Genomic DNA, 21,248 nt, shown 5'->3' with positions numbered 1-21,248 from the left:
AGGAGGAAATATGCAAAATTTGAAGGATTACTATATAAAGAGCTTACAAGATGGTCGAAATGTTTGGCTCTATGGACAAAAAATAGATGTAACTACAGATAAACATTTTGCAGGAACATTAAGTACCATTTCTAATTTATTTACATTGTTTGATGACCCCATACGAAGAGATTCTATTGGATATGTGAGCCCAAACACGAAAGAATTTGTTCATACAGCATTTTTAGTTCCGAATTCCTATAATGAATTATTAATGAGAAGAACTGCATTTGAAACGTGGAGTTATGCTACAGACGGTGTAATGAGTAGATTATCTGATTATGCAAGATCGAGACTTACTGGCTGGTACGTATCAAGATATTTTTATAAAAAATTCGATGCACAGTTTCCAGATAAAATTACATCTTATTATGAAAAAGCGAGAGATAATCACTTGTTCTTAAGTGTAGTTCAACGTGACCCACAAATAAATCGTTCTACAGAATCAATATTGAATGCAAAAAATTTAGGGTTACTAAGAGTTACTAAGGAAACTTCTGATGGGATTTATTTAAATGGTGCAAAAATGATAGGTACTGCTTCTCCTTATTCAAATGATTTATTAATCTATCCATTAGCAAAACTGACTGATACTCAAAAAGATTTAGCTCACTTTCTCATTGTGGCAGCCAATTCCCCTGGATTACATATGGTTTGTAGAGAACCATTTGCGAATACAAACTCTAGTACAGTTGATTCCCCTCTTAGCTCACAGTACGATGAAATGGATGCACTATTAATCTTTGATAATGTATTTGTACCATGGGAACGAGTCTTACTATATAACAACCCTGAAGCGTTATGGGCAATAAAGTCAGATGTAGCTTCTAGTAGTTTAGCTTATCACCAAGCAATTGTACGATTAGTAGTAAAGCTAGAATTTATAACTGCAATTGCTTGTGAAATTGCTGAAGCGATCGGTGCTACTACTTATTTGCATGTTCAAGAGAAGCTTGGGGAATTAATTATGCAAATCGAAACAATTCGCGCACTTTTAATTGCTGCTGAAGTTGAAGGTACTACAAATGAAACGAAAACTTATTTGCCGAATTTTAAATATATCGAAACTGCAAGGAATCTTGGTTCCAAATATTATCCCCGTGCAATAGAAATTTTACAATTAATTGGAGCAGGTGGGTTCATTCAACTTCCTTCGAGCTCAAATGACTTCCAGAGTCCTATAGCTGATTTATTGAAAAAGTACTTTAAAGGAACTAATATAGATGCCGAACAACGCACAAAATTATTTAAGTTAACCTGGGATATCATCGGAAGCCCCTTAGGATCTAGACACGAATTGTATGAAAGATTTTATGCTGGAGATCCAATACGAAATACAGCTATGCAATATGTAAATTATGATAAAAATCACTTTAAAAAGATGATAAGTAAATATTTACATTGATGAAAAAGAGCACTCTTTGCTAAGAGTGCTCTTAAAAAATATATAATTATCCAATTACATATATAATTGCTCCGGCCACAACTGCTATTTTTCTCCGTAATGGTTTCATCTTATTCACTTTTATTTTTATAATTCAGCTTTATTACTTCTGGTATATACTTCCTATCATATTTTCTCGTATAGATTTCTCCATCAGGAGTAACTAATTGTAAAACAATCTCACCACAAACCCCATCTAGTATTTCAAATTCACCTTGTGCATTTGAAATACTGTGTTCCTTACTTTCAATTGAATCTTCATATATTTTCACATTAAATATAGGTTCGTTATTTTGATCTACGATAATACCTCTTGAATACTTAGCAACTGCTATGCATTGATCCTCTTTTTTATAATATTTAGTCACAACCATTACTCCAATTATTATAGCGCTACATACAAACAAGAGAATGATTTTGCGCCTCACAACGAACCTCCTAATTCAAATTATTCTTTTCTAAACTGAAAATTAAACTGTCTTAATTGCTTGATTTCCTCAATTACTTTACGAATACCTTCTTCAATCTTATCTTCTTTTACATTCGAAACATTTAACTTTAACAGTTTTTCTTTAGGAAAATTCCTCATATAATTCTTATCAATAGTATCGACACTTATTTGAATGTCACCTAATTTTTGTATAAGTGTGTCTGTAACTGTGTTTTTCTGCATTTCTAAACAAGTGTGTATTCCAAATGTGTTTTGTCTATTATATGTAAATAATGATGGATTTTCATTTTGCACTTTTTCTAATGTTTCTGCTAGTTTTATTGATCTATTGTAGTAGGAAGAATTAATTTTACTTTTATGACGTTCAAACATACCGCTCTTTATATAAATTTCTAAAGCCGCTTGAGAAATCATTGGACTATCAATATCTAGTATCTTTTTGTATGTATAGAACGCATTTGCAATGGATGGTGGGATGACTGCAACTCCAACCCGTAAACCAGGAAAAATAATCTTCGAATAACTTTTCAAATATATGACATGACTACAATTATCCAAGCTATATAACGGATCTGCTTTTGAATCAGTTTCTAAATCTGCTAAATAATCATCTTCCACTATAAATACATTGTATTTCTTAGCCAATAGTGCGATTTTTTCTTTCTCATCTTTAGAATAAGAAGTTCCAAGCGGATGATGATATCTCGGTATCGTATAAAAGAATTTTATTTTTCCAGTTTGAAATATTTGCTCCAATTCATTCAAATCGATACCTTCATTCGAACGTTTAATACCGATTACAGGAACTTTATTTATTTCGAGATAATCAATATATAGATGATATGTTGGCTGTTCAATTAATATGGTTTCATTTCCATTCGGAAATGGTATAGAAGTTAATATAGCAAGTGCCTGCTGAACACCTGATGTTATAAAAATATTTTCTTCTTTTGTAAAGACTTGATAATTTGCTAATTGTTTTTGAATAACTGGTATTAAAGATGGTAACCCTTTCGGCGTTCCATATACAAACAAATCATTTTTATACGTATCAATAGCCTTATTAATACAATGTTGAAAATCTAAATACGGAAAAACATCTGGATCTGGTGCTGAAGAGGCAAAGTCAATTATCTCATTATTTTCTATCGTACTCCCTGATTTCTTAACAACGTAGTATCCACTTTGAGGGACAGAATATATAATGTGACGCTTTTCTAATTCATGAAGCGCACGTATAACTGTTGCCTTATTACATTCATATTGCGTAACGAGTGACCGTATAGACGGTAATTTCTTTCCTTCTTTTATATCTCCATTTTGAATCTTATTTTCAATGTCATTTAAAATATATAAATACTTATACATATTACACCTCCTCCAGCAATTCTATATTTGATTCCATCGGTTTTCTATTCATATAGCATTCATTCCTCAATTAGTTAATTTTCCGATCATCTATATCGTAAATCCCAATAGCATATGAATCATTTTCAATCCATTTCTTTACTGCTTCTGTTTTAAGTACACCTTCAACTTCTTTTTCTATTTTCTGTCCAAGTTCTCTCGCCCCTACTTCATCATCGCTAATCTTAGTTTTTATATCTATGGTAACAGGTTGATTCTTTTTATAATTTATTTGCTGAATACCAAACCCTTCATATCCATTTTTTCTAAATACGTCATCAAATATCTGTCCAAAAACTAACTCCCATCTATGTTCTGCATTTACAATCTCCTTGTTTCTTTGAGATATATTTACTTTATAGGACATAACGCCTTGAATTTGCAATCTTTTATTAATTTCTTTTTTTATTTCGTTAGCATTTTCGCTATCAGCAATCTCTAAATCTACTATCCTTTCTTTTTCATCTCTTATAGCAGCACTAAAAAAAGATTCCTCCTTTACCGCGGCTGTAGCAATATCCATCACTATAGACTCTTCACTTTTAGCATCTTCAATGTCATTCTCACAGGGACATAATAAAGCAAGGGGAAATAAAAATACAAGTAACTTCTTTCCCTTTCTCATGTAGCACCCCTCCATATATTTTCATTTACGATAAACTTTTTACTTTGACATATAAATACCTTCTTTAATTATTAAATTTAACATTATTTCACATTTCCCCCATTTAACAAGGGAATTACAATTAATAAATAGAATATCTCTATGAATAAATAAAAAGTGAGGGATATATAATGCAACGTGTAAATACGATTGATATTAGTAATGTACTACAATTGGAAAAAACTCTTTCGACTTTATTAAATAAAATGATTTCTTCAAAGCTAGACCTTGAAAATTGGTTAAAAGAGCAGTCAAAAGTTATTTGGGACATCGAAGAACAATTAAGATCACATTACATCGCCTTTCAATGTAATACGGATGATGAAGAAATAAAGGATACTTTTGAACATGATCAACAATTTGTAAAGCCACTTTTAAAGCGGTACCAAAATTTATTGGATAATAAATATTTAGAGTCACCTTTTCGAATGGAATTAGATTCTAACGTATATGGTTTATTAGATACAAAAATAAAAAATGCTCAAAAGTTATTTTGTGAGGAAAATATTGAATTAGAAATACAGGAAGACAAATTAGTCACAGAGTACTTTGAAATCACTGGAGGATTAAGTGGAATTTGGGACGGAGAAGAAAAAACGATAACAGAGTTACAATCCTATTTACAAGATTCGAATCGTGACACCCGTAAAAAGGCAAAAACCATTATTTCTGAACAATTTTTATCTGTTGAAAAAGAACTCCAAAACATATTAAATCAATTAATTGAAATTCGCCATCAAAAAGCAAAAAATATTCAACTAGAGAATTATCGCGATTATATGTTCAAAAAATACGAGCGTTTTGATTATTCAGCGATAGATTGCTATGAACTAGCTGAATCCATACGTAAGTATGTTGTGCCTCTTAAAGATAAAATATTGCTAGAGAAAAAAGATAAACTGCAATTGGATACGCTTTGCCCGTGGGATGTATCAGCTGTAACTCCAGATCAAAAAGTACTTAAACCTATTGCAAATGAAAATGATTTAATTGAAAAGAGCACTCATATCTTTAATAAACTAGATGTTGAATTTTCAGCACTTTTAAACCGAATGTATAAACACAATTGTCTTGATTTAACAAGCCGCAAAGGAAAAGCAGCTGGTGGCTTTTGTGAGTACTTACCAGCTTCACAATTATCTTATATTTTTATGAACTTAAATTATACACAAGATGATATTGTCACTTTTATACATGAAATGGGTCATAGTATTCATAACGAACTCATAAAACCATTAAAATTACGACAGTATATAGAAATTCCAGCTGAAACAGCTGAGCTAGCCAGTATGACAATGGAGTTATTCTCGCTTAATTATTGGGATACCTTCTATACAGACAAAAAAGATTTAAAACAAGCAAAAATTAACTTCTTTAAAGATGTTATTTCATATTTACCTATTATGCTTATTGTCGATCAATTTCAACACTGGCTGTATGAAAATCCAAGTCATACTTCTGAAGAAAGAAATGAAAAATACTTACAACTTCAAAAACATTATCAGTCTAGCGTCATACATATTGATGGCTACGAAAACTGGATAGCAACGAGTTGGCTACCTGTACTCCATATTTTTGAAGTACCATTTTATTATATTGAATATGCGATCGCCCAACTTGGTGCATTACAAATGTATAAACAATATAAAGAGGATCCTAAGCAAGCGCTAGAAAATTATAAAAAGGCATTATCACTAGGAAGCTCGCAATCTATAAAAGAAGTGTATGATGCAGCCGGTATTCGTTTTGATTTTTCTGGTGAAACAATTAAAGAACTAATGCTATTTGTAGAAAAAGAATTAGAATTACTTGAGCAATTATAAGAAGAAAGCTGCACCTATATTTTTGGTGTAGCTTTCTTCTTTATTTTATTAATCAGCTCTATGTACTGAGTATCTCCATATCCGATTGTTGGAAAAAGATAAAACAACTTTATTAATAATTCACGAGTTGATAAATCTTTATTTTTAGAGATGAATTTCATTACTGCATTATCTTCTGTTAACATTTCTAAAAATAAGTCTATAGCCTGATACATTACAGGTGGTACCTTATGAGAGGTCTTTTTATGGTTTACTAATACTTCATTGTATATAGAAGAATAATTCCCCAATTCAAGTTCAATTTGATTTACTTTAAATTCATCCTCTCTAAAGCTATTTAAGTATACCTTCCCTTCATAAGCAGACTGTTCAAGGTGAGAAAGTATGGTAAGTAGGTTCATTTGGCAAAACATATCTTCACCAAACCATAGAACAATACATTTATACTTTTTCGTAAAAAGGTTTTCTAACGGATCTATAACCTTTTTTATATAACTTTCTACTGAACTGTTATGTCCTTTCGCTCTTGTTTTAATAAACTCTTCATTAAAAACTTGAGTAGTAGCCGAGTTCACACACATTGCCTCATTAAATGGTGCATAATCAGAATCACACATTAGCTTTTCGTTTTTAAATTCTTCATACATAACTTGACCATTTAATATGTTAAGTACCTCTTTATCAAATAGCTCACTCTTCCTATCTCGTAACTGTTCAACCTCTATTTTTCTAGAAATATTCATTTTAAACGCCCCTTCTTTATTTAAATTTAGTTTATCAAATGATTGAATAGGCATTTTGTTAAGTTGGTATTCTCTTGGATTCATTCCAAAAACATTTTTAAAACTTCTACTATAAGCCTCTTGGGAAGAGTAATCGTAATCCAATGCGACCTCAATTATCTTCCTACCATTCTTTAAATCTTCCGTAGATAAATACAACCTTCTAAGAAGAATATAACGTCTAATACTGAAACCCGTTACTTGATGAAATTTAAAAGAGCAATAATAAGGAGAATACCCCATGTAACGAGATAATTCATCTAATGAAAATCTCTTTTTTAAATTGCTCTCAATCCAATCAATCATCTGCTGTATATGTTCATTCATTTCCTTCACTCCTTATTTAAAAGTATAGGAGAAGTGCGTTTCTTTCTTTTGATATTTCTTGTGTTTTATAACATGAGCCTTTCTCTAAAATCTTTATAATCTATATATAAGTATTAATTTTATATTTTTTCATCTATCTTATTTTGTCATACCTTCTATTCATTTTTCAATTTAGCGTTAATGAGTATGTTGGCAACACCTTACTAATTATTAAAGGTCAATTTACATCATATTTCATTTTAAAGGATTTCAAAAATTAAACACGAATTTTATAAAATAAAATTCTTTTAATTCCCAAGTTAAAAAATTAAGGTTTGGAAAGGACGTTTCAATGAACAAGCTAGAAAAAGAAATACTTCAATTCATAAATGAACAGTATCCGTTGAATTTTATTAACATTAAGCCAATAACAAATGAGATGTATGAATGTCTTACAGAACAAGGTACATACTTCAGTAGAATTACAAACTACAAAACATATGAAGAACAGATAGAAGAAGTTATATATACGAATTTTTTATATCAAAATGGTTTAGGTGTTCCACCAATAATCCCTTAATTACAAGGGAATTTTGTAGAAAAATTCACATTAGACAAGGAGATTTTTGCTGTATTATATAAAGCTGCTCCTGGTATACATTTACCAAGGTCTGAATGGAATTCTAATATATTTAAAAAACTTGGTAAACAAATTGGAAAATTACATCGTATATCTAAAAGCTTTGAAAAGATTAAACCAGTAAAACATATAAACGATTGGTATGAAAATGAAGAATATAATTTTCTTAAATATATCCCTAAAGAAGAAAATACAATAAGAGAAATTGCATCTGACGTTTTAACTTCCATAAAAGAGCTACCAAAATCCCCTTCAAATTACGGCTTAATACACGGAGATTTATGGTTAGAAAACATTTTAGTCGAAAATAATTCAAACTTAACAATGATAGATTTTCAAGACTGCGAAAAACATTTTTACATATTCGATTTAGCCGTTCCTATTTATAGTGCGATAGAATATTCATTTGCTGGAAATGGGAATATCGTTGACTATGAGTATTCTATTACAAAAGCACTATTTGAAGGCTACCAAGAGGAAAATGAGCTATCAAAAGAGATGAAAGACAAGTTTCCGTTATTTATTAAATTAAAGGAGATTTTTGAATATAGCTTAATGCATATGTATTGGGATAAAGAAGAATTAACGGAGGAACAAGTACGGATTATGAACCTTTATAGGATGAAGATCGAAAATAAGAATACCTATATCAATATTTAAGAATGCTGTTGTTTAACTGCAAGGAAACTTTGGTTAAACAACAGCATTTATTAATTAGCTGACAACCTTTTTTATGACTTATAAATACTGATTCAATAATCTTCTCAAATACACTTCATTTTGCGGTGATACTTTTTCAGAAAATCTAGCTGCAATAATAATAGGAGCCCATTGAAAAACTTCATCTCTTGATATGCCGGTACGACTGCAATATATATGTAAATACATCTCAGCTAATTCTACCGAAGATTGTGAGTACAACAAGTATGTTCGAAATACATCTGCGCGAATATCACCTGAACTAGCATCTACCCAATCTATAACTTTCACTTTCTCTTCCTTACTCAAAATCAAATTAAATGGATGAAAATCTCCATGACATAGCCTAAAATCAAATGTAATAAAATCTAATTTTTGTAATATATCCTTCTTTTTGCGTTCATCCAATTTATGCACAGATTTAATTTGACGCTCTAACCTTTCCCTCATTAACTCCATTTCATCTGTATTCACATGTATAGCATGAATCTTTTTTTGCTCATTAACACAAAGGCCGATATAACGCTCTGCCTCATTTAAATTATTAAGCAGAAGATCACCAATGTTGTCCCCTTTTACATGTTCCATAATAATTGCCTGTCTATTTTGTATCTTTGTCACTTCAAATACGTTTGGAACTGGCAGCCCGCATGTATAGGCATATTTTTGTTTTTTTGCTTCATTCATAGACTCTGTATCTGGGAGGTAATCTTTAAATAATTTTACAACCTTATCATCAGTTAAATAAATTTCTGCAGTATTCCCTTTTGCAATTGGATTACCTAGATTCACTTCATTTCTCTCCTTAAAATAAATTTGAATAACGCTTAATCCTTTTCTTTGCATTCACTCTAATCATAATGAAAACCTTCTTCACGAAGATATAAAAAACTTACCACTTTCTATCCTTAAATAGAAAGTGGCAAGTTTAGTTCTTTAGGAATATTGGAATGAAACTCTGGTGTATACACAATAGAAAATGAATATCCCTGCTCAATAAATGATACTTCATTATGTTTACATTCAAAGGGAACATTATTTATCTTAAAGTTATTATGGATTCGCTGTAAAAATGCGACGTCTGGTGTTCCGAAAGAAACGTGTACTTTCGGTGATAGAGCTTTCATCGCGATTGGAATCCAAGGTCGCTGCCACCAAGTCGCGACGATATATGCAGTGCCACCTATAACAAAGTTAAAAATATCCCCATCTTCCATCGTTTTCATATTTAGATTTGATTTTAACCATTCCGTAAAAACAGGTACACTCTTAACGGGAAGACCGATTTCCCTTACGTATAAAATGTTTAAAGGTGAATATGGTACTAATACATCTTCTTTAACATAACTATGCGCAATAATTTCGAGTAGATTTCCATCTCCGTCTTTAAAGTATAAATTGAATAGACCATTCTCTTCACCAATTACATTTCCATTTTGCCATTTCACAATGAGTAATCCAGAGTCGTTTAACCACCTCGCTGTTTCATGGAATTTTGAATATGGGATTTCAAAAGCAAAATGTGCAGGTGCGATTGGTTCATACACTTCTTGAAAACTAATTGTTGTATAAGGTGTTACTTCAAATTGAATGAAGGATGCTGTTTCTTTTTTTATTGGAAAAGATAATATGTCCTTATAAACTTGTTTTACCCCTTCTATGGAAACCGTTTGTAGTTTTATATCTGATATATGTGTAATCACTTTACATTCCCCCTCATTTCTTATTATCTATTCGTATTGTATTACACTTATAAATAGATAAAATCAAACGGAAGGATGGATTTTTCATATAGAAACTACAACTTTAGTATGATTATGTTAGCTCCAATTATTTTTTATTTCCGCTATAACAATTTCTGGTTTATCCCAGTGCAACATGTGTGTAGTATCAGGAATTACTTTTACTATACTGTCCGTTTTCTCTTTAAAAACATTTGCTGTCTTATCTCTATAATCCGCCCAAACTTGTGGGACTGTAGCTCGAAGTAATACAATATTAGCCAGTAGCTTCTCATATATATCTATTGTTTCATCTTTATGCATACCTCTTATTATATTACTAGCTGTATTTCCCCTGGCATGCCACCATACTTTATTATCCATTTCGATCCCTAGATCCTTTACAGCAACTTCTAACAATGAAGACCACCTAGTATAAGCTTCTTTTTCACTTTTGAAAAATTCGTCCCAATTATTAAAAACGTATTCATCAAAGTCCTTTTCATAATAAGCAATTTCTTCTTCCAACGTTTCTTCTCGAAGCCTTTTTGTTTGATATCCACCATCAATAAGAATACTTCCTTGTACTTTTTCTGGATGATTTAACAAATAAAATAAAGCTACAAAACTTCCCCATGAATGTGATAGAAAATAGAAGTATTCGATTCTCAATTCATTTATTATTTCATTTAACCAATTTGCTAAATTGTGCATCTCATAATCTTCTGTTCTTTCAAATGGAGGTGTTTTACCATGTCCAGGTGCATCAACGGAGATAAATCTATACTCTTCTTTTAATTCCTCAGCAATTTCTATAAAACTTAAACTCGTACTACCTAATCCATGTAAACAAAAGATAACGGGCTTGTCATTATTCCCCCATTCAGTAATATGTACATTTATTTTTTCATTGCTAATATAGTAACGTTTCAAAACATTTATCCTCGATATTTTGATTTTTTAATTTACACTTTATTTATTTCTATTATTTTCAAGTATTTTCTGTATTCTTTTCCACACAAAAAGCTGCTTTTCTTTAAATGAAAAGCAGCTTTTACACTAAAATATATTATAATTTAACAGCAATAATCATAAATCTTTTTGAATTAGTACGAATCCCTTTTTCAGAACTAGACGTATCAATGAACTTTTGTAAAATAGTAAAATCCTCTTCCTGTTCTCCAAATCTAGGAATAATAGGGGTATGTTTTAATAAGAAAATGAGATCTTCAGACCTACTGTAATAATCAGTAACATCATATTCACGTACTTGCACGAGATCAAATCCTGCACTAATAAGTTCATTCATATACTTTTCTTTTAAAGTACCATCCCGTTCACCTAAGCATTGTCCTCTACCAAATGCTTCTTTCAGGTTTAATTTATCATTCTCACTTACTTGTTGTGTTAAGAAAAAGGCACCCTTTTTCATTACTTTCGCTAACTCAGATGCCAGAAACGGGGCATGACAACTTGAAGCAATATCAAAATGTGCATGTGGAAATGTTAAAGCTTCAGAACCCATTTGAAGAAACTCAACATTTTGTACACCTGATTTTTTCAAGTTAGAATGTGCCGTTGCAATCATGCCGTTAGAATTATCAATTCCAATCAACAATTTAGCTGATGATGCTATGTTAAGTACATTTTCTCCTCCGCCTGTACCAACATCAAGTAAAATATGTGATGGTTTACACCTTTCTTTTACCTCACTATAAAAGTCCCATGTATCTCCTACAGTTTCACATTTTATTTTGCTAAAATCCCATCCATTTAATCTTCCTACTTTATCATAGAAGCTTTTATACTCTAATTCGTTCATCTTATTACTTCCCCTTTGTAAAAATAAATTAAATATGTATAATAACCTACGACACTCCTTAATTATATATTATAAAATACAAATTATTAAAACAATATTTCCCTTCACACTACAATAAGTTTACATAACATTTTTATGGTTTATCTTTATCTATATATTCTAAATGCCCTCTTCCCCAACTACACATACTATCCAAAACAGTACTGACTGTTTTTCCATGTTCAGTTAAGCTATATTCTACTTTAGGTGGTATTTCTTGATAAATTTCGCGTTTTATTAGTTGATCTTGCTCTAATTCACGTAATTGCTTCGCTAACGTCCCTTGAGATATATCTGGTATCAATCGCTTTAATTCACCAAAACGTTTCATTCCATCTGTTAGCAAAATAAACAAAATGAGTGGCTTCCATTTCCCACCGATTATTTGTAATGTTGCTATTACCCCTTTTAACTTCGGTTCTTGTAAATCCATTTTTCTCACCTCTCCTCAGATATCATAAAGTGAAACTTTAATCAGTGGGGGTTTTGTTCATCCCACACTGATTATTAGTTGAACCAATCGGGCTTTTACGGGCAATTGATCTCTTACCTAATTTCCTTGCATTTTCCTAACTTTGAGGTGAGAGTTTTACTGCCCGTTAATGCGGGATAAACCATATTTAGAAATTTTTCCTATTACTTATCCGCATGTATAGCAATTAGTACGAAATTTGCGACTATGTACATATAAAGTGCGTACTTTTCACTTGCTCCCTTTTAGCGAATAATAAAAGCATAGCACAGTTAGTTATATTCTAAATTTTTTATTAAAGGAGTGGCTAAAATATGTCTATTACTACATTAAAAAATAGCCGTATTGTTATCATTGGCGGGAGTTCTGGTATTGGATTAGCAACAGCAACACAAGCAATTAAACAAGGCGCACATGTTATTATTGCCGGACGCTCGGAAGAAAAATTAAAAGTTGCTCGAGAAGTAATAAATAACAATCATCTTCAAACTTATATATTGGATAATCAAAATAAAGAGCAATTACAAAATTTTTTCAAGACAGTTGGGAACTTTGATCATTTATTCACACCGGGAGCCTCTTACACACTTGGACCAATTACCTCTACAGAGGAAATTGCTGAAAGTAGCTTCATCGGAAAGTTTTGGCCTCAATATTATGCCGTAAAATATGCAATTCCTTTTCTTTCAAACTCTGGATCTATCGTGTTAATGTCCGGTGCATTTAGTCAAAGACCACTTAAAGGCGCACCTGCTTATGGAGCTTGCAATGGTGCTATTGAAAGTTTAGGGAAAGCTTTAGCTGTTGAATTAGCTCCTATAAGAGTTAATGTTGTTTCTCCTGGAACGATACAAAGAGAGAATGAACAAAATGAAAATAGACTAGTTGCTTACGAAGCTTATAAATCTCTTTCACTTGTACAACGAGCTGGATATAATGATGAAATTGCACATACTGTCCTATATTTAATGCAAAATAGTTTTACTACGGGTAATGTATTGTTTCCTGATGGAGGGTACACATATCATTAAATTATTTAAGACAAAAGCCCCTTATTACGGTGGCTTTTGTTGCTCATTTAAACATTGCTGAAATTTCCAAATAGATGATTACATTACTTTAGTACCAACTGGTTGGTTTTTAGATGATTCATTACAATCCGCTCATTTTGTACATTTGCAAATAAAATTGTGCTAGTAGTTGACGAATCGAATCTCGAAGTAATATGTCTTGATATTTATGGATAAGTTTACAAAGAAAAAAGGCATATAAATAATGCCTTTTTTCTTTATCATCATTTAACTGGATAACAAACTTCTGTAACCCACTTATTAGGATCCGATTCCATCGCTGGGCTCACATGATAAATATTAAACATCGGGCCTGCTAATTTGTAACCCTCTGTCTCAATCCATTTTGCCGCAGCCTCATTTACAGCTGTCATCTGTTCATAACTTCCATTAACTGTTATAGAAGCTACATTGGTTGATTTCATATTTTTAAATGTAACGTCTTTTGTATTTTCGTGCTTACCTAGAATACTTAGCTGTATTTCTATATCTACATCATTTTCTTTGTATTCACGATCATGGAAAACCGCAATACTATAACTCGGTTGGGCAATACTAATATTTTTCATTTGAATTTCTTGCATTAATATACTCCATAAATCACCTTCGCAATTATACGATGGAATAATCTTTCTAACACTAGCTACAGTTCTTTCTGGAATTTCTTTTATTGAAACATGATAATTCATCTCAACAACATCCTCTCTCATCGTTTTCATTGAGTCTTCGAGGAGACGTAATTGTTTTTGGAGGTTATTCATGTCTTCTTTAATTTGAGCACTACGATTTAAAAATTGCTCTTTTATGCTATCTATATTATCGCATTCTATTATTTCTTTGATGGTAGCAATATTAAACCCCATAGCTTTTAATGTTTGAATTTGATTTACCTTTTTTAATTGGTCAGCTGAATAAAATCGATATCCACTCTGCTCATCGACTTTTACTGGTTGTAATAATTCCACTTTATCGTAGTGTCTCAACATACGTATGCTAATGGAAGATAGTTTAGAAAAATCCCCTATTTTAAACATGATTTCCTCCTATAAATAACATCTACTTTGAAGCTCAACTTCATCATAAACAATGACATTATGTGAGGGTCAACTATTTTTAACGATTTAAATAACAATTTAACATGTTATATTTATATAATTAAAAACCTATATTCCTGTTTTTATGACTACTGCAATTGACAAATCATCACTAGTTATTTTTATCAAGACATTCATAAACCGCCATCATATCTCGTTTATTCAACTCACGAATACGATTAAAAATTGGTATTTGCCCAACAGCTTCTGTTAATAAGCTTTCATTCACAACATCACTTACTTTTCCAGTTAACCACGTTTGTACATCCACGCCCTCGACAACTTCTTTTAACCCTTCGTCATTAATACCACTTGCATTACAAGTTACACATGGAATTGTTAGTTTAAAGACACCATCATGTAGATTATCTTCGGTTATCACTTTCTTACCTTTACAAAATGGACATGGATTACTTTTTTTAATTTTATTAATTTGGGTAACTAATTTTTTGTATCCAAATGCTTCGTATACATACGTAAGTTTTTTATATTTACCATTTGTGAAATACTTATCTATAATGTTTTCTCTCGTTTCATAAACATTAGGGAAATCACAAACAGTTACCTGATTATTAACACTAATGGATTCGATATTTCCTTTTATTTCGCCCCAGAATGGTAAGACATTTTGTAACACCATTTCATAGTTTGAAAAGCTTGCTTGTTCTAATTCAAACATCTTCAGTGCGACTTGTGCTTTTCTTGACAATAAAGAAACATCTTCCGTCAATACCATTTCGCCACCGACAATAGACTTCAATTTAACAAGTGCCGGTAAATCACCAACTGTTTTCAATACTTCATTAATAGGCTGATTGATTATTTCACGAATATCTACGTTATCAAATTTAAGTGGTTTATGATGATTTAAAACCGTCCCCTCACAAATTGGACATTTCATCATTTTTTTTGAACTTTTAATTTCTTCTTTAATAGGTGCTTTTGAAATAACAATATATCCACCAATAATTGTATTAAACCCTACCCATGTTCTGCGTGTCTTTCCTTTTTTATCATAAAATGATTTCTCAAAATATCCGTACCAAAACGTATGCTTTTCTTCTTCTGACATATCATTATAGCTCTTTGACAAATCGTGACCAAGCTCATTTTTTATTTCTTCGAATAGAAATTCTATTTTTTCATGCTGATAAAATTTTAATACCTTCATGATTTCTGGATCGAATAGCCCATCCCAAAATGGAACACTTTTATCTTGAATGGCAATATCTTTATCAAAAACTTCAATTTGAAGACGTCCAGAACAAGATGGACAATGATTGTCCTGTGAATAGAAATCAAAACTTCTCGTATCTTTATTAATTGGATGAGCAGCTACAATATGATTAATTAATCCACCAATCTCATATAAGAAACTATATTGACTATATAAATGTCTTTCAAGATCAATAGCAACAACAGGTGCGATTGTATCAGATTCATATTCACCATAAATTAACCTAGCCATTGATGATAAACTTTTTAAAATACCGCCCTTATAAACGTTTTCGGCATTTTTAAAATAGTTAATATGATTCCCTTCTAAATAGTGAACTCCTTTTTTCTGCTTAAGCATTGAAGAGATGTTTATTTTCTCTGTGCTATTCACATTACTTTTTTGACGATAGTAATCCTCATGATTAACAACATCCAAATGCTCTACAGATTCATTCTGCCTTTTTCCAAAATCAACTATATAATCAGAGCTTTCTAACATGTAACGATTATGCTCAATCATAATGATAGAAATTGATTCATCTTGCAGAATACCTCTAATACTATCGATAAATTGATTTAAAATATTTTGTGATAAACCTTTTGAAGGCTCATCAAAAATGAATAATGTATGTGGATTTCTAGTGTTTGCAAATAATTCCGAAACTAAATGAACACATTGAAACTCACCTGTCGATAATGTTTGTGTTTTTCTCTCTAATGTTAAATAGCCAAGTCCTAATTTAATTAGTAGGCTCAAACGTTTATAAGCGATATCTTCATTTGGAAGTTCATCAATAATATCCTCAATCGAGCGCTCAAAAATATCATCAATGTCTTCACTATACTTTGTTAGTTTCTTTTTAATATCTAGGAAAGTTGCTACAGTTGATCGACTTGTAATTGATTGATTTCGGTCTTGTCCCACCATAACTAATTTATCTTTTGGATATCTTTTCAAGAAATCTGTAGCTAGACATTCATTGACAAGTGTAGATTTCCCACATCCTGATTCTCCTGTAACCGTTACAAGCCTGTTTTTAGGAATTTGAAACTCCTCCATTTGGATATTACGGCAATATAAATCATAGAATGTATAATATTCTGTTGGTATTTCTTTATTTCGATCCCACAGTATTGACTTTGGTCTTGGTGATTCTTTCACAATTTTCCCGCCATATTTTCCGCTACCAGGTCCAAAGAACAATTGCTCATCAGTTGTATCTAGTACCGTATCTGAATGATCAATAAGCCAAATTTGATTTTTACACCCTAATCGTTTAATCTCTTCCAAAATTTTCAATAATGTTTCATGATCAAGTCCAACTGAAATCTCATCAATAATAATTACAGCATTTTCACTTACTGCCATGAATTCAGCCAAATAAAGTCGTGTTAACTCTCCACCTGACAACGTACCCATAATTCGATTTAATGTTAAATAACCAATGTTCATATTAATAATATTTTGCAGTATATGCTGTTTTTCTTCACTAATATTTAATTCTTTTGCTAGTGAAAGAATAGATTCAATACTTAAATCATTAATATTTGAGATTGAATGTGGCTTGTCCAACAAATCAATTTCATATTGTTCAATTTCTTCACTATAACGTTTTCCCTTACATTTTTTACACTCAACATTTTTTGTAGTACCACGGCCTTTACAACCAGTACACCAGCCTAATTGATTATTAAATGAAAAGACCTCTGGAGAAAGATTAAAAACTTCAGCAAGTTTTTCCCGAACCTCTGTAAAAACACCAGTATGAGTACCAATCGTTGAACGAGGATTAGACGAAATCGATGATTTTCCTAGAAAAAGTACTAAAGGCATTTCTTCCATCTTAATGGCACTAAAATTTGTTTCCATAATGTTAGGAAATAAATATTGATATTCAGCCTTTGGTAATAAAGAAACTAATCGTTTTTTTGATTCTTCACCAATTGTTTGGCAAAAAGTTGTTTTACCCGATCCAGATAAACCAGCAATTCCAAACGATTTATTAAACGGTATAGTTGCATCTAATTTATTTATGTTATTAGCAATTAATTGATTTACTTTCATATTAACCTCTATTCTTATTTATTCACAAAAGCATTTTTAAAATATAATAATTACATAATGAATATCACCTATTATGTAATTATCCTCTCACTTCATGAATCTTATCCTTGTATATTTCAAACCACTGTTGCCATTCATCTTTAGAAAATTCTTTCTCTTCTCCTTTTAAAACGAAAGAAAAAAGATTTAAACAAATATGCCAACCAGCTACATCTCTCGGTGTATGATCTGTTAATTCATGAATGTACTCTTTAAGAAGTAACAAAGTACCATTCTCCTCTTTATGTATTTCAAATCGAACACGGTCTTTATCCCAAGTAAATTCAAGTACTGAGTTTAGTTGACATTCTAAAATATCAATGTTTATGAATGAACCGTCCATCATGTCGAACTTTATTATTCCACCAGTTTTAAGGCTTTCAATCTGTAAATTGAACATCCATTTTTTCAGCTTACTGTTTTCTGTTAATACAGACCAAACTTCCTCTACCGTATATGGACATTCGCGTTCAAATTTTACAATATATCCATCAGTTAGTTTCCCAATTTCAGCTATCATTTTGATTGCCTCCTTATATAGAATGTATGTTCTCACTTCATTTTACACGAATATAAATATAAAATAAATATTTATGACAACGAAGTGTTAATTTAAAGTGAATGGTGCTGAGAAAAACTTAAATATTTTCTAAATCGAGTTATATAATATTGAAAATTAAATATAGATTTACGTACAAATAAAAAAGCCGCATTTGCGACTTATGAAATCATAGGATTAACTCCTGTTTTATTGTATGATTAACGCTTAATCGCATCGACAATTAGCGATGGAAAACCAAGTTTATCGCCTTTATTTCTAGAATCATACCTTTTCGAACGGAAAATAACACCGTCGTTTGCATCCCATTCGTTGTAATAAAACCGACCATGTTCATCACAATATTCAAGTAAAACTACCTCGAATCCAGCAGTTTCAAACATTTTCGTTAATGTTATATAATTATGAACGATTTTATGACTTGCTGCTGGATGATCTTTCGGACCGGGTCCCCCTATTTGAACTATATTTTGATATGCCTCATCCTGAAAGAATGCATCAGGGACTCCGCACCGAATATGACCAGATGGTTTTAAAAATTCATAACAAATTTCAGCTGCTCTTACACCTTCTTCAAAAGTAAGGTGTTCCCATACATGCTCAGCTAAAATAGCTGAAATAGAGTTGTATTCAAATCTTTCTTCCCACGTAGCTTTATCTAGTAAGTTAAGTTCATCTTCTTGCGTTTGAATCCAACCTGGATTATTATTAAACACTCCAGCTCCGACAACTACTTTAATTTCGTCTTGTTTTATTGCCACCATGTTCACCTCTTAAATATTTTAATTCATTAATATATTCTATGTTTACTATTATCCTTCCTCCTTTAACAAATTTAGTACCATGAGTCCAGTACAATACCGAACTCATGTCCTAAAAACTCTCTAACGCAACGATTTGTCTAACTCTATAAAATTAGTTCATAATATACGATTTTTCTTACAGAAATATAGCACAGCAAACATTAGCATAATACCAATTACGTAAAAAATTGTTGTTCCGCTCCCACCAGTATTAGGAATTACCCAATTATTCTTCGCATTTTTCACTGTTATTTTTTGTGTCTTTACTGCTTCTGTAATTTCTATTTCTATTGGATCCCTAAGTAACATATATCCGTTCGGCGCTTTTATTTCTTTTATCGTATATTTTCCAAGTACTAATTGACTGGAAATCACCTTTCCTTTTTCATCCGTTGTTAATCTAGCCACTTCTTTACCCTCTTTATCTAAGACTTGAAATATAGCGCCTTGTAGTTTTAAATTGATATCCTTATCATCAACTTTCTCAATTTCAAATTGTCCAGTCGGATCTGGTAATTTCTTATTTCCTATTTTAATTTCTATTACTGCATCTTTTTCTACTTTTACAGTTATTTTTTCTTTTAATAATTCGTAACCTTTAGGTGCTTCTACTTCCACTAAGGTATAGTTTCCTTTTGGTAAGTCTTTTGATACTACTTCTCCTTCTTCATTTGTTACTAGTTCTCCAACTATTTTTCCTTTTGAATCTTCTATATGAAACTTTGCCCCTGCTAGCTTTTTATTTTTATCACTTATGTCTACTTTCACAAGCTTTATTTTCCCCATTGGATCTGGCAATTTCTTATTTCCTATTTTAATTTCTACTTCTGCATCTTTTTCTACTTTTACAGCTATTTTATCTTTTAATAATTCATAGTCTTTTGGCGCTTCTATTTCTACAAGGGTATAGTTTCCTATTGGTAAGTCTTTTGATATCGCTTCTCCTTCTTCATTTGTTACTAGTTCTCCAACTACTTTTTTATTTGAATCTTCTATATGAAACTTTGCTCCGACCAATTTTTTATTAACATTATTACTATCAACCTTTTTTATTTTTATTTTTCCTGTACTAGGCTTGTTCCAATGTTGCCAGTTAAATTTGAAATTGTGAAATTCAAATCCACCAGTTTGTTGTACCGCACCGACAAATGCTTGTCCATTAATCGAACCGCCTTTTGTTTCTAATACAGCATTGGGGGCAAACACACTACCAACGACACCATATCCCTCTGTTATAATTTTTTTCGCATTTGGAAAAACCCAAATCACTTTCCCATATAGCTCAGTAAACGGGGAATTAGGAGAATATGGTTGTGATGTAGGAACTATATCTGTAGCCCTTCCAATATTGTTCGTGTCATATAGAATAGACCCATTTTTAAATGTAACCTCTGTTGCATCCGAATACATAACAATAAAATCTTTGTCCTTAGCACTCGGTAAAAATACATCTCTTATATCTAAATTGATTTTCCCTGTCAATTCTGATGAAACATAAATATTAGAATTGTTTATATCTTTTCCGATTCCATAACTCATATTTGGAATTGGGGTATTCGTTTTATATTGACCAGCATTTTTACTGACTTGGTTCACTATATTGCGAAATTCATTAAATTTCGCGTCAATTTCTAGTTTTTCTTTATATACGATATGATCATAAGAAGATTGTATGATGCGATCTGGATCACTCTCTTTTGTCATTACGACTATTCCGTTTTGAATGATAAAAGATTCTTCTCTTGATTTCTTAAATTTTCCAGACAATAACAAGGACGGATATCCCTCATCAACCCATTTTTCACCTACTATATTAGATGTTCCCGCTGCAGCACCTACAATCGTATACCCCGATGCATCCATATCACCTTGAACTGCGATTGCTCCTTCAATGTCACCACCTATTGCTTTATGGTTACCAAAGACAACAGCATTATAACGCGATATATCACCTAGACTTTCTAGGTTTGTCGTGGATCCATATGCTTCTTTTGGTACATATACGACAAAACTTACACTTAACATTAACAAAACAATAAAATGAATACTTACCAGCTTTAATCGTAGCCTCAATTCCTTTGTTCCCACCTT

17 protein-coding genes and 1 pseudogene are annotated in these 21,248 nt (G+C 31.5%); 4 read left to right on the top strand and 14 right to left on the bottom strand.

Translation table 11 applies throughout. From position 1 onward, the window contains the following. Positions 1-10: 10 nt before the first annotated feature. Entirely contained in the window at positions 11-1,444 is a 1,434-nt protein-coding gene (locus tag N2V79_RS12520; RefSeq protein WP_340719918.1) for a 4-hydroxyphenylacetate 3-hydroxylase family protein, read from the top strand. Positions 1,445-1,554: 110 nt separating this feature from the next. Here the strand turns inward: N2V79_RS12520 and N2V79_RS12515 are convergent, their stop codons facing one another. The 3 genes from N2V79_RS12515 to N2V79_RS12505 form a co-directional block, all read right to left on the bottom strand. Then, positions 1,555-1,911, bottom strand: a complete 357-nt coding sequence (locus tag N2V79_RS12515) for a carboxypeptidase regulatory-like domain-containing protein (protein ID WP_340719917.1) — start codon at positions 1,909-1,911, stop codon at positions 1,555-1,557. 20 nt (positions 1,912-1,931) lie between these two features. Next, positions 1,932-3,302 (bottom strand): aminotransferase-like domain-containing protein, encoded by a 1,371-nt coding sequence (locus N2V79_RS12510; protein ID WP_340719916.1) that lies wholly within the window; start codon positions 3,300-3,302, stop codon positions 1,932-1,934. A 70-nt stretch (positions 3,303-3,372) separates the two neighbouring features. Continuing rightward, complete coding sequence (locus N2V79_RS12505) at positions 3,373-3,966, bottom strand: DUF4030 domain-containing protein (RefSeq protein ID WP_340719915.1); 594 nt, start codon at positions 3,964-3,966, stop codon at positions 3,373-3,375. A 170-nt stretch (positions 3,967-4,136) separates the two neighbouring features. Here N2V79_RS12505 and N2V79_RS12500 point away from each other — a divergent pair, with 170 nt between their 5' ends. Then, positions 4,137-5,828 carry a M3 family oligoendopeptidase gene (locus N2V79_RS12500; protein WP_340719914.1) on the top strand — a complete coding sequence of 564 codons (1,692 nt, stop codon included), beginning with the start codon at positions 4,137-4,139 and terminating at the stop codon, positions 5,826-5,828. Positions 5,829-5,842: 14 nt separating this feature from the next. On the opposite strand, the gene N2V79_RS12495 is transcribed toward N2V79_RS12500, so the two are convergent. Further along, positions 5,843-6,937, bottom strand: coding sequence for a helix-turn-helix domain-containing protein (locus N2V79_RS12495; RefSeq protein WP_340719913.1), 1,095 nt, complete (start codon positions 6,935-6,937; stop codon positions 5,843-5,845). A 331-nt stretch (positions 6,938-7,268) separates the two neighbouring features. On the opposite strand from N2V79_RS12495, the pseudogene N2V79_RS12490 reads away from it, so the two are divergent. Beyond that, positions 7,269-8,216: pseudogene (locus N2V79_RS12490) on the top strand (phosphotransferase enzyme family protein). 78 nt (positions 8,217-8,294) lie between these two features. On the opposite strand, the gene N2V79_RS12485 reads toward N2V79_RS12490, so the two are convergent. The 5 genes from N2V79_RS12485 to N2V79_RS12465 all read right to left on the bottom strand — a co-directional run bounded on the left by N2V79_RS12485 (position 8,295) and on the right by N2V79_RS12465 (position 12,270). Then, positions 8,295-9,047, bottom strand: a complete 753-nt coding sequence (locus tag N2V79_RS12485; RefSeq protein ID WP_053565505.1) for an aminoglycoside phosphotransferase family protein — start codon at positions 9,045-9,047, stop codon at positions 8,295-8,297. 116 nt (positions 9,048-9,163) lie between these two features. Further along, positions 9,164-9,958: a VOC family protein gene (locus N2V79_RS12480; protein ID WP_053564428.1), complete on the bottom strand. Its 795-nt coding sequence runs from the start codon at positions 9,956-9,958 to the stop codon at positions 9,164-9,166. 117 nt (positions 9,959-10,075) lie between these two features. Then, positions 10,076-10,909: an alpha/beta fold hydrolase gene (locus tag N2V79_RS12475; protein ID WP_098678501.1), complete on the bottom strand. Its 834-nt coding sequence runs from the start codon at positions 10,907-10,909 to the stop codon at positions 10,076-10,078. Positions 10,910-11,045: 136 nt separating this feature from the next. Continuing rightward, positions 11,046-11,798, bottom strand: coding sequence for a class I SAM-dependent methyltransferase (locus N2V79_RS12470; RefSeq protein ID WP_098678502.1), 753 nt, complete (start codon positions 11,796-11,798; stop codon positions 11,046-11,048). 133 nt (positions 11,799-11,931) lie between these two features. Then, a complete protein-coding gene (locus N2V79_RS12465; protein WP_000365520.1) occupies positions 11,932-12,270 on the bottom strand; it encodes a winged helix-turn-helix transcriptional regulator in 339 nt (112 codons plus the stop codon). A 353-nt stretch (positions 12,271-12,623) separates the two neighbouring features. Between N2V79_RS12465 and N2V79_RS12460 the strand changes: the two genes are divergently transcribed. Further along, positions 12,624-13,340 carry an SDR family oxidoreductase gene (locus tag N2V79_RS12460; RefSeq protein WP_048558502.1) on the top strand — a complete coding sequence of 239 codons (717 nt, stop codon included), beginning with the start codon at positions 12,624-12,626 and terminating at the stop codon, positions 13,338-13,340. 263 nt (positions 13,341-13,603) lie between these two features. Here the strand turns inward: N2V79_RS12460 and N2V79_RS12455 are convergent, their stop codons facing one another. From N2V79_RS12455 to N2V79_RS12435, 5 genes are all read right to left on the bottom strand, one after another. Continuing rightward, complete coding sequence (locus N2V79_RS12455; RefSeq protein ID WP_000472618.1) at positions 13,604-14,413, bottom strand: MerR family transcriptional regulator; 810 nt, start codon at positions 14,411-14,413, stop codon at positions 13,604-13,606. Between the two features lie 172 nt (positions 14,414-14,585). Further along, positions 14,586-17,756, bottom strand: a complete 3,171-nt coding sequence (locus tag N2V79_RS12450) for an ATP-binding cassette domain-containing protein (RefSeq protein ID WP_340719912.1) — start codon at positions 17,754-17,756, stop codon at positions 14,586-14,588. Positions 17,757-17,835: 79 nt separating this feature from the next. Continuing rightward, on the bottom strand, positions 17,836-18,315 hold the full coding sequence (locus N2V79_RS12445; RefSeq protein ID WP_340719911.1) for an SRPBCC family protein: 480 nt from the start codon (positions 18,313-18,315) through the stop codon (positions 17,836-17,838). A 239-nt stretch (positions 18,316-18,554) separates the two neighbouring features. Further along, positions 18,555-19,118, bottom strand: coding sequence for a class I SAM-dependent methyltransferase (locus N2V79_RS12440; RefSeq protein WP_141544789.1), 564 nt, complete (start codon positions 19,116-19,118; stop codon positions 18,555-18,557). Between the two features lie 156 nt (positions 19,119-19,274). Beyond that, positions 19,275-21,230 (bottom strand): MSCRAMM family protein, encoded by a 1,956-nt coding sequence (locus tag N2V79_RS12435; protein ID WP_340719910.1) that lies wholly within the window; start codon positions 21,228-21,230, stop codon positions 19,275-19,277. Between the last annotated feature and the right edge of the window lie 18 nt (positions 21,231-21,248).

It is taken from the genome of Bacillus sp. CH_70, from assembly GCF_038007045.1.
Taxonomy (GTDB): domain Bacteria; phylum Bacillota; class Bacilli; order Bacillales; family Bacillaceae_G; genus Bacillus_A; species Bacillus_A cereus.
This window is presented reverse-complemented; position numbering and strand designations above follow the sequence as displayed.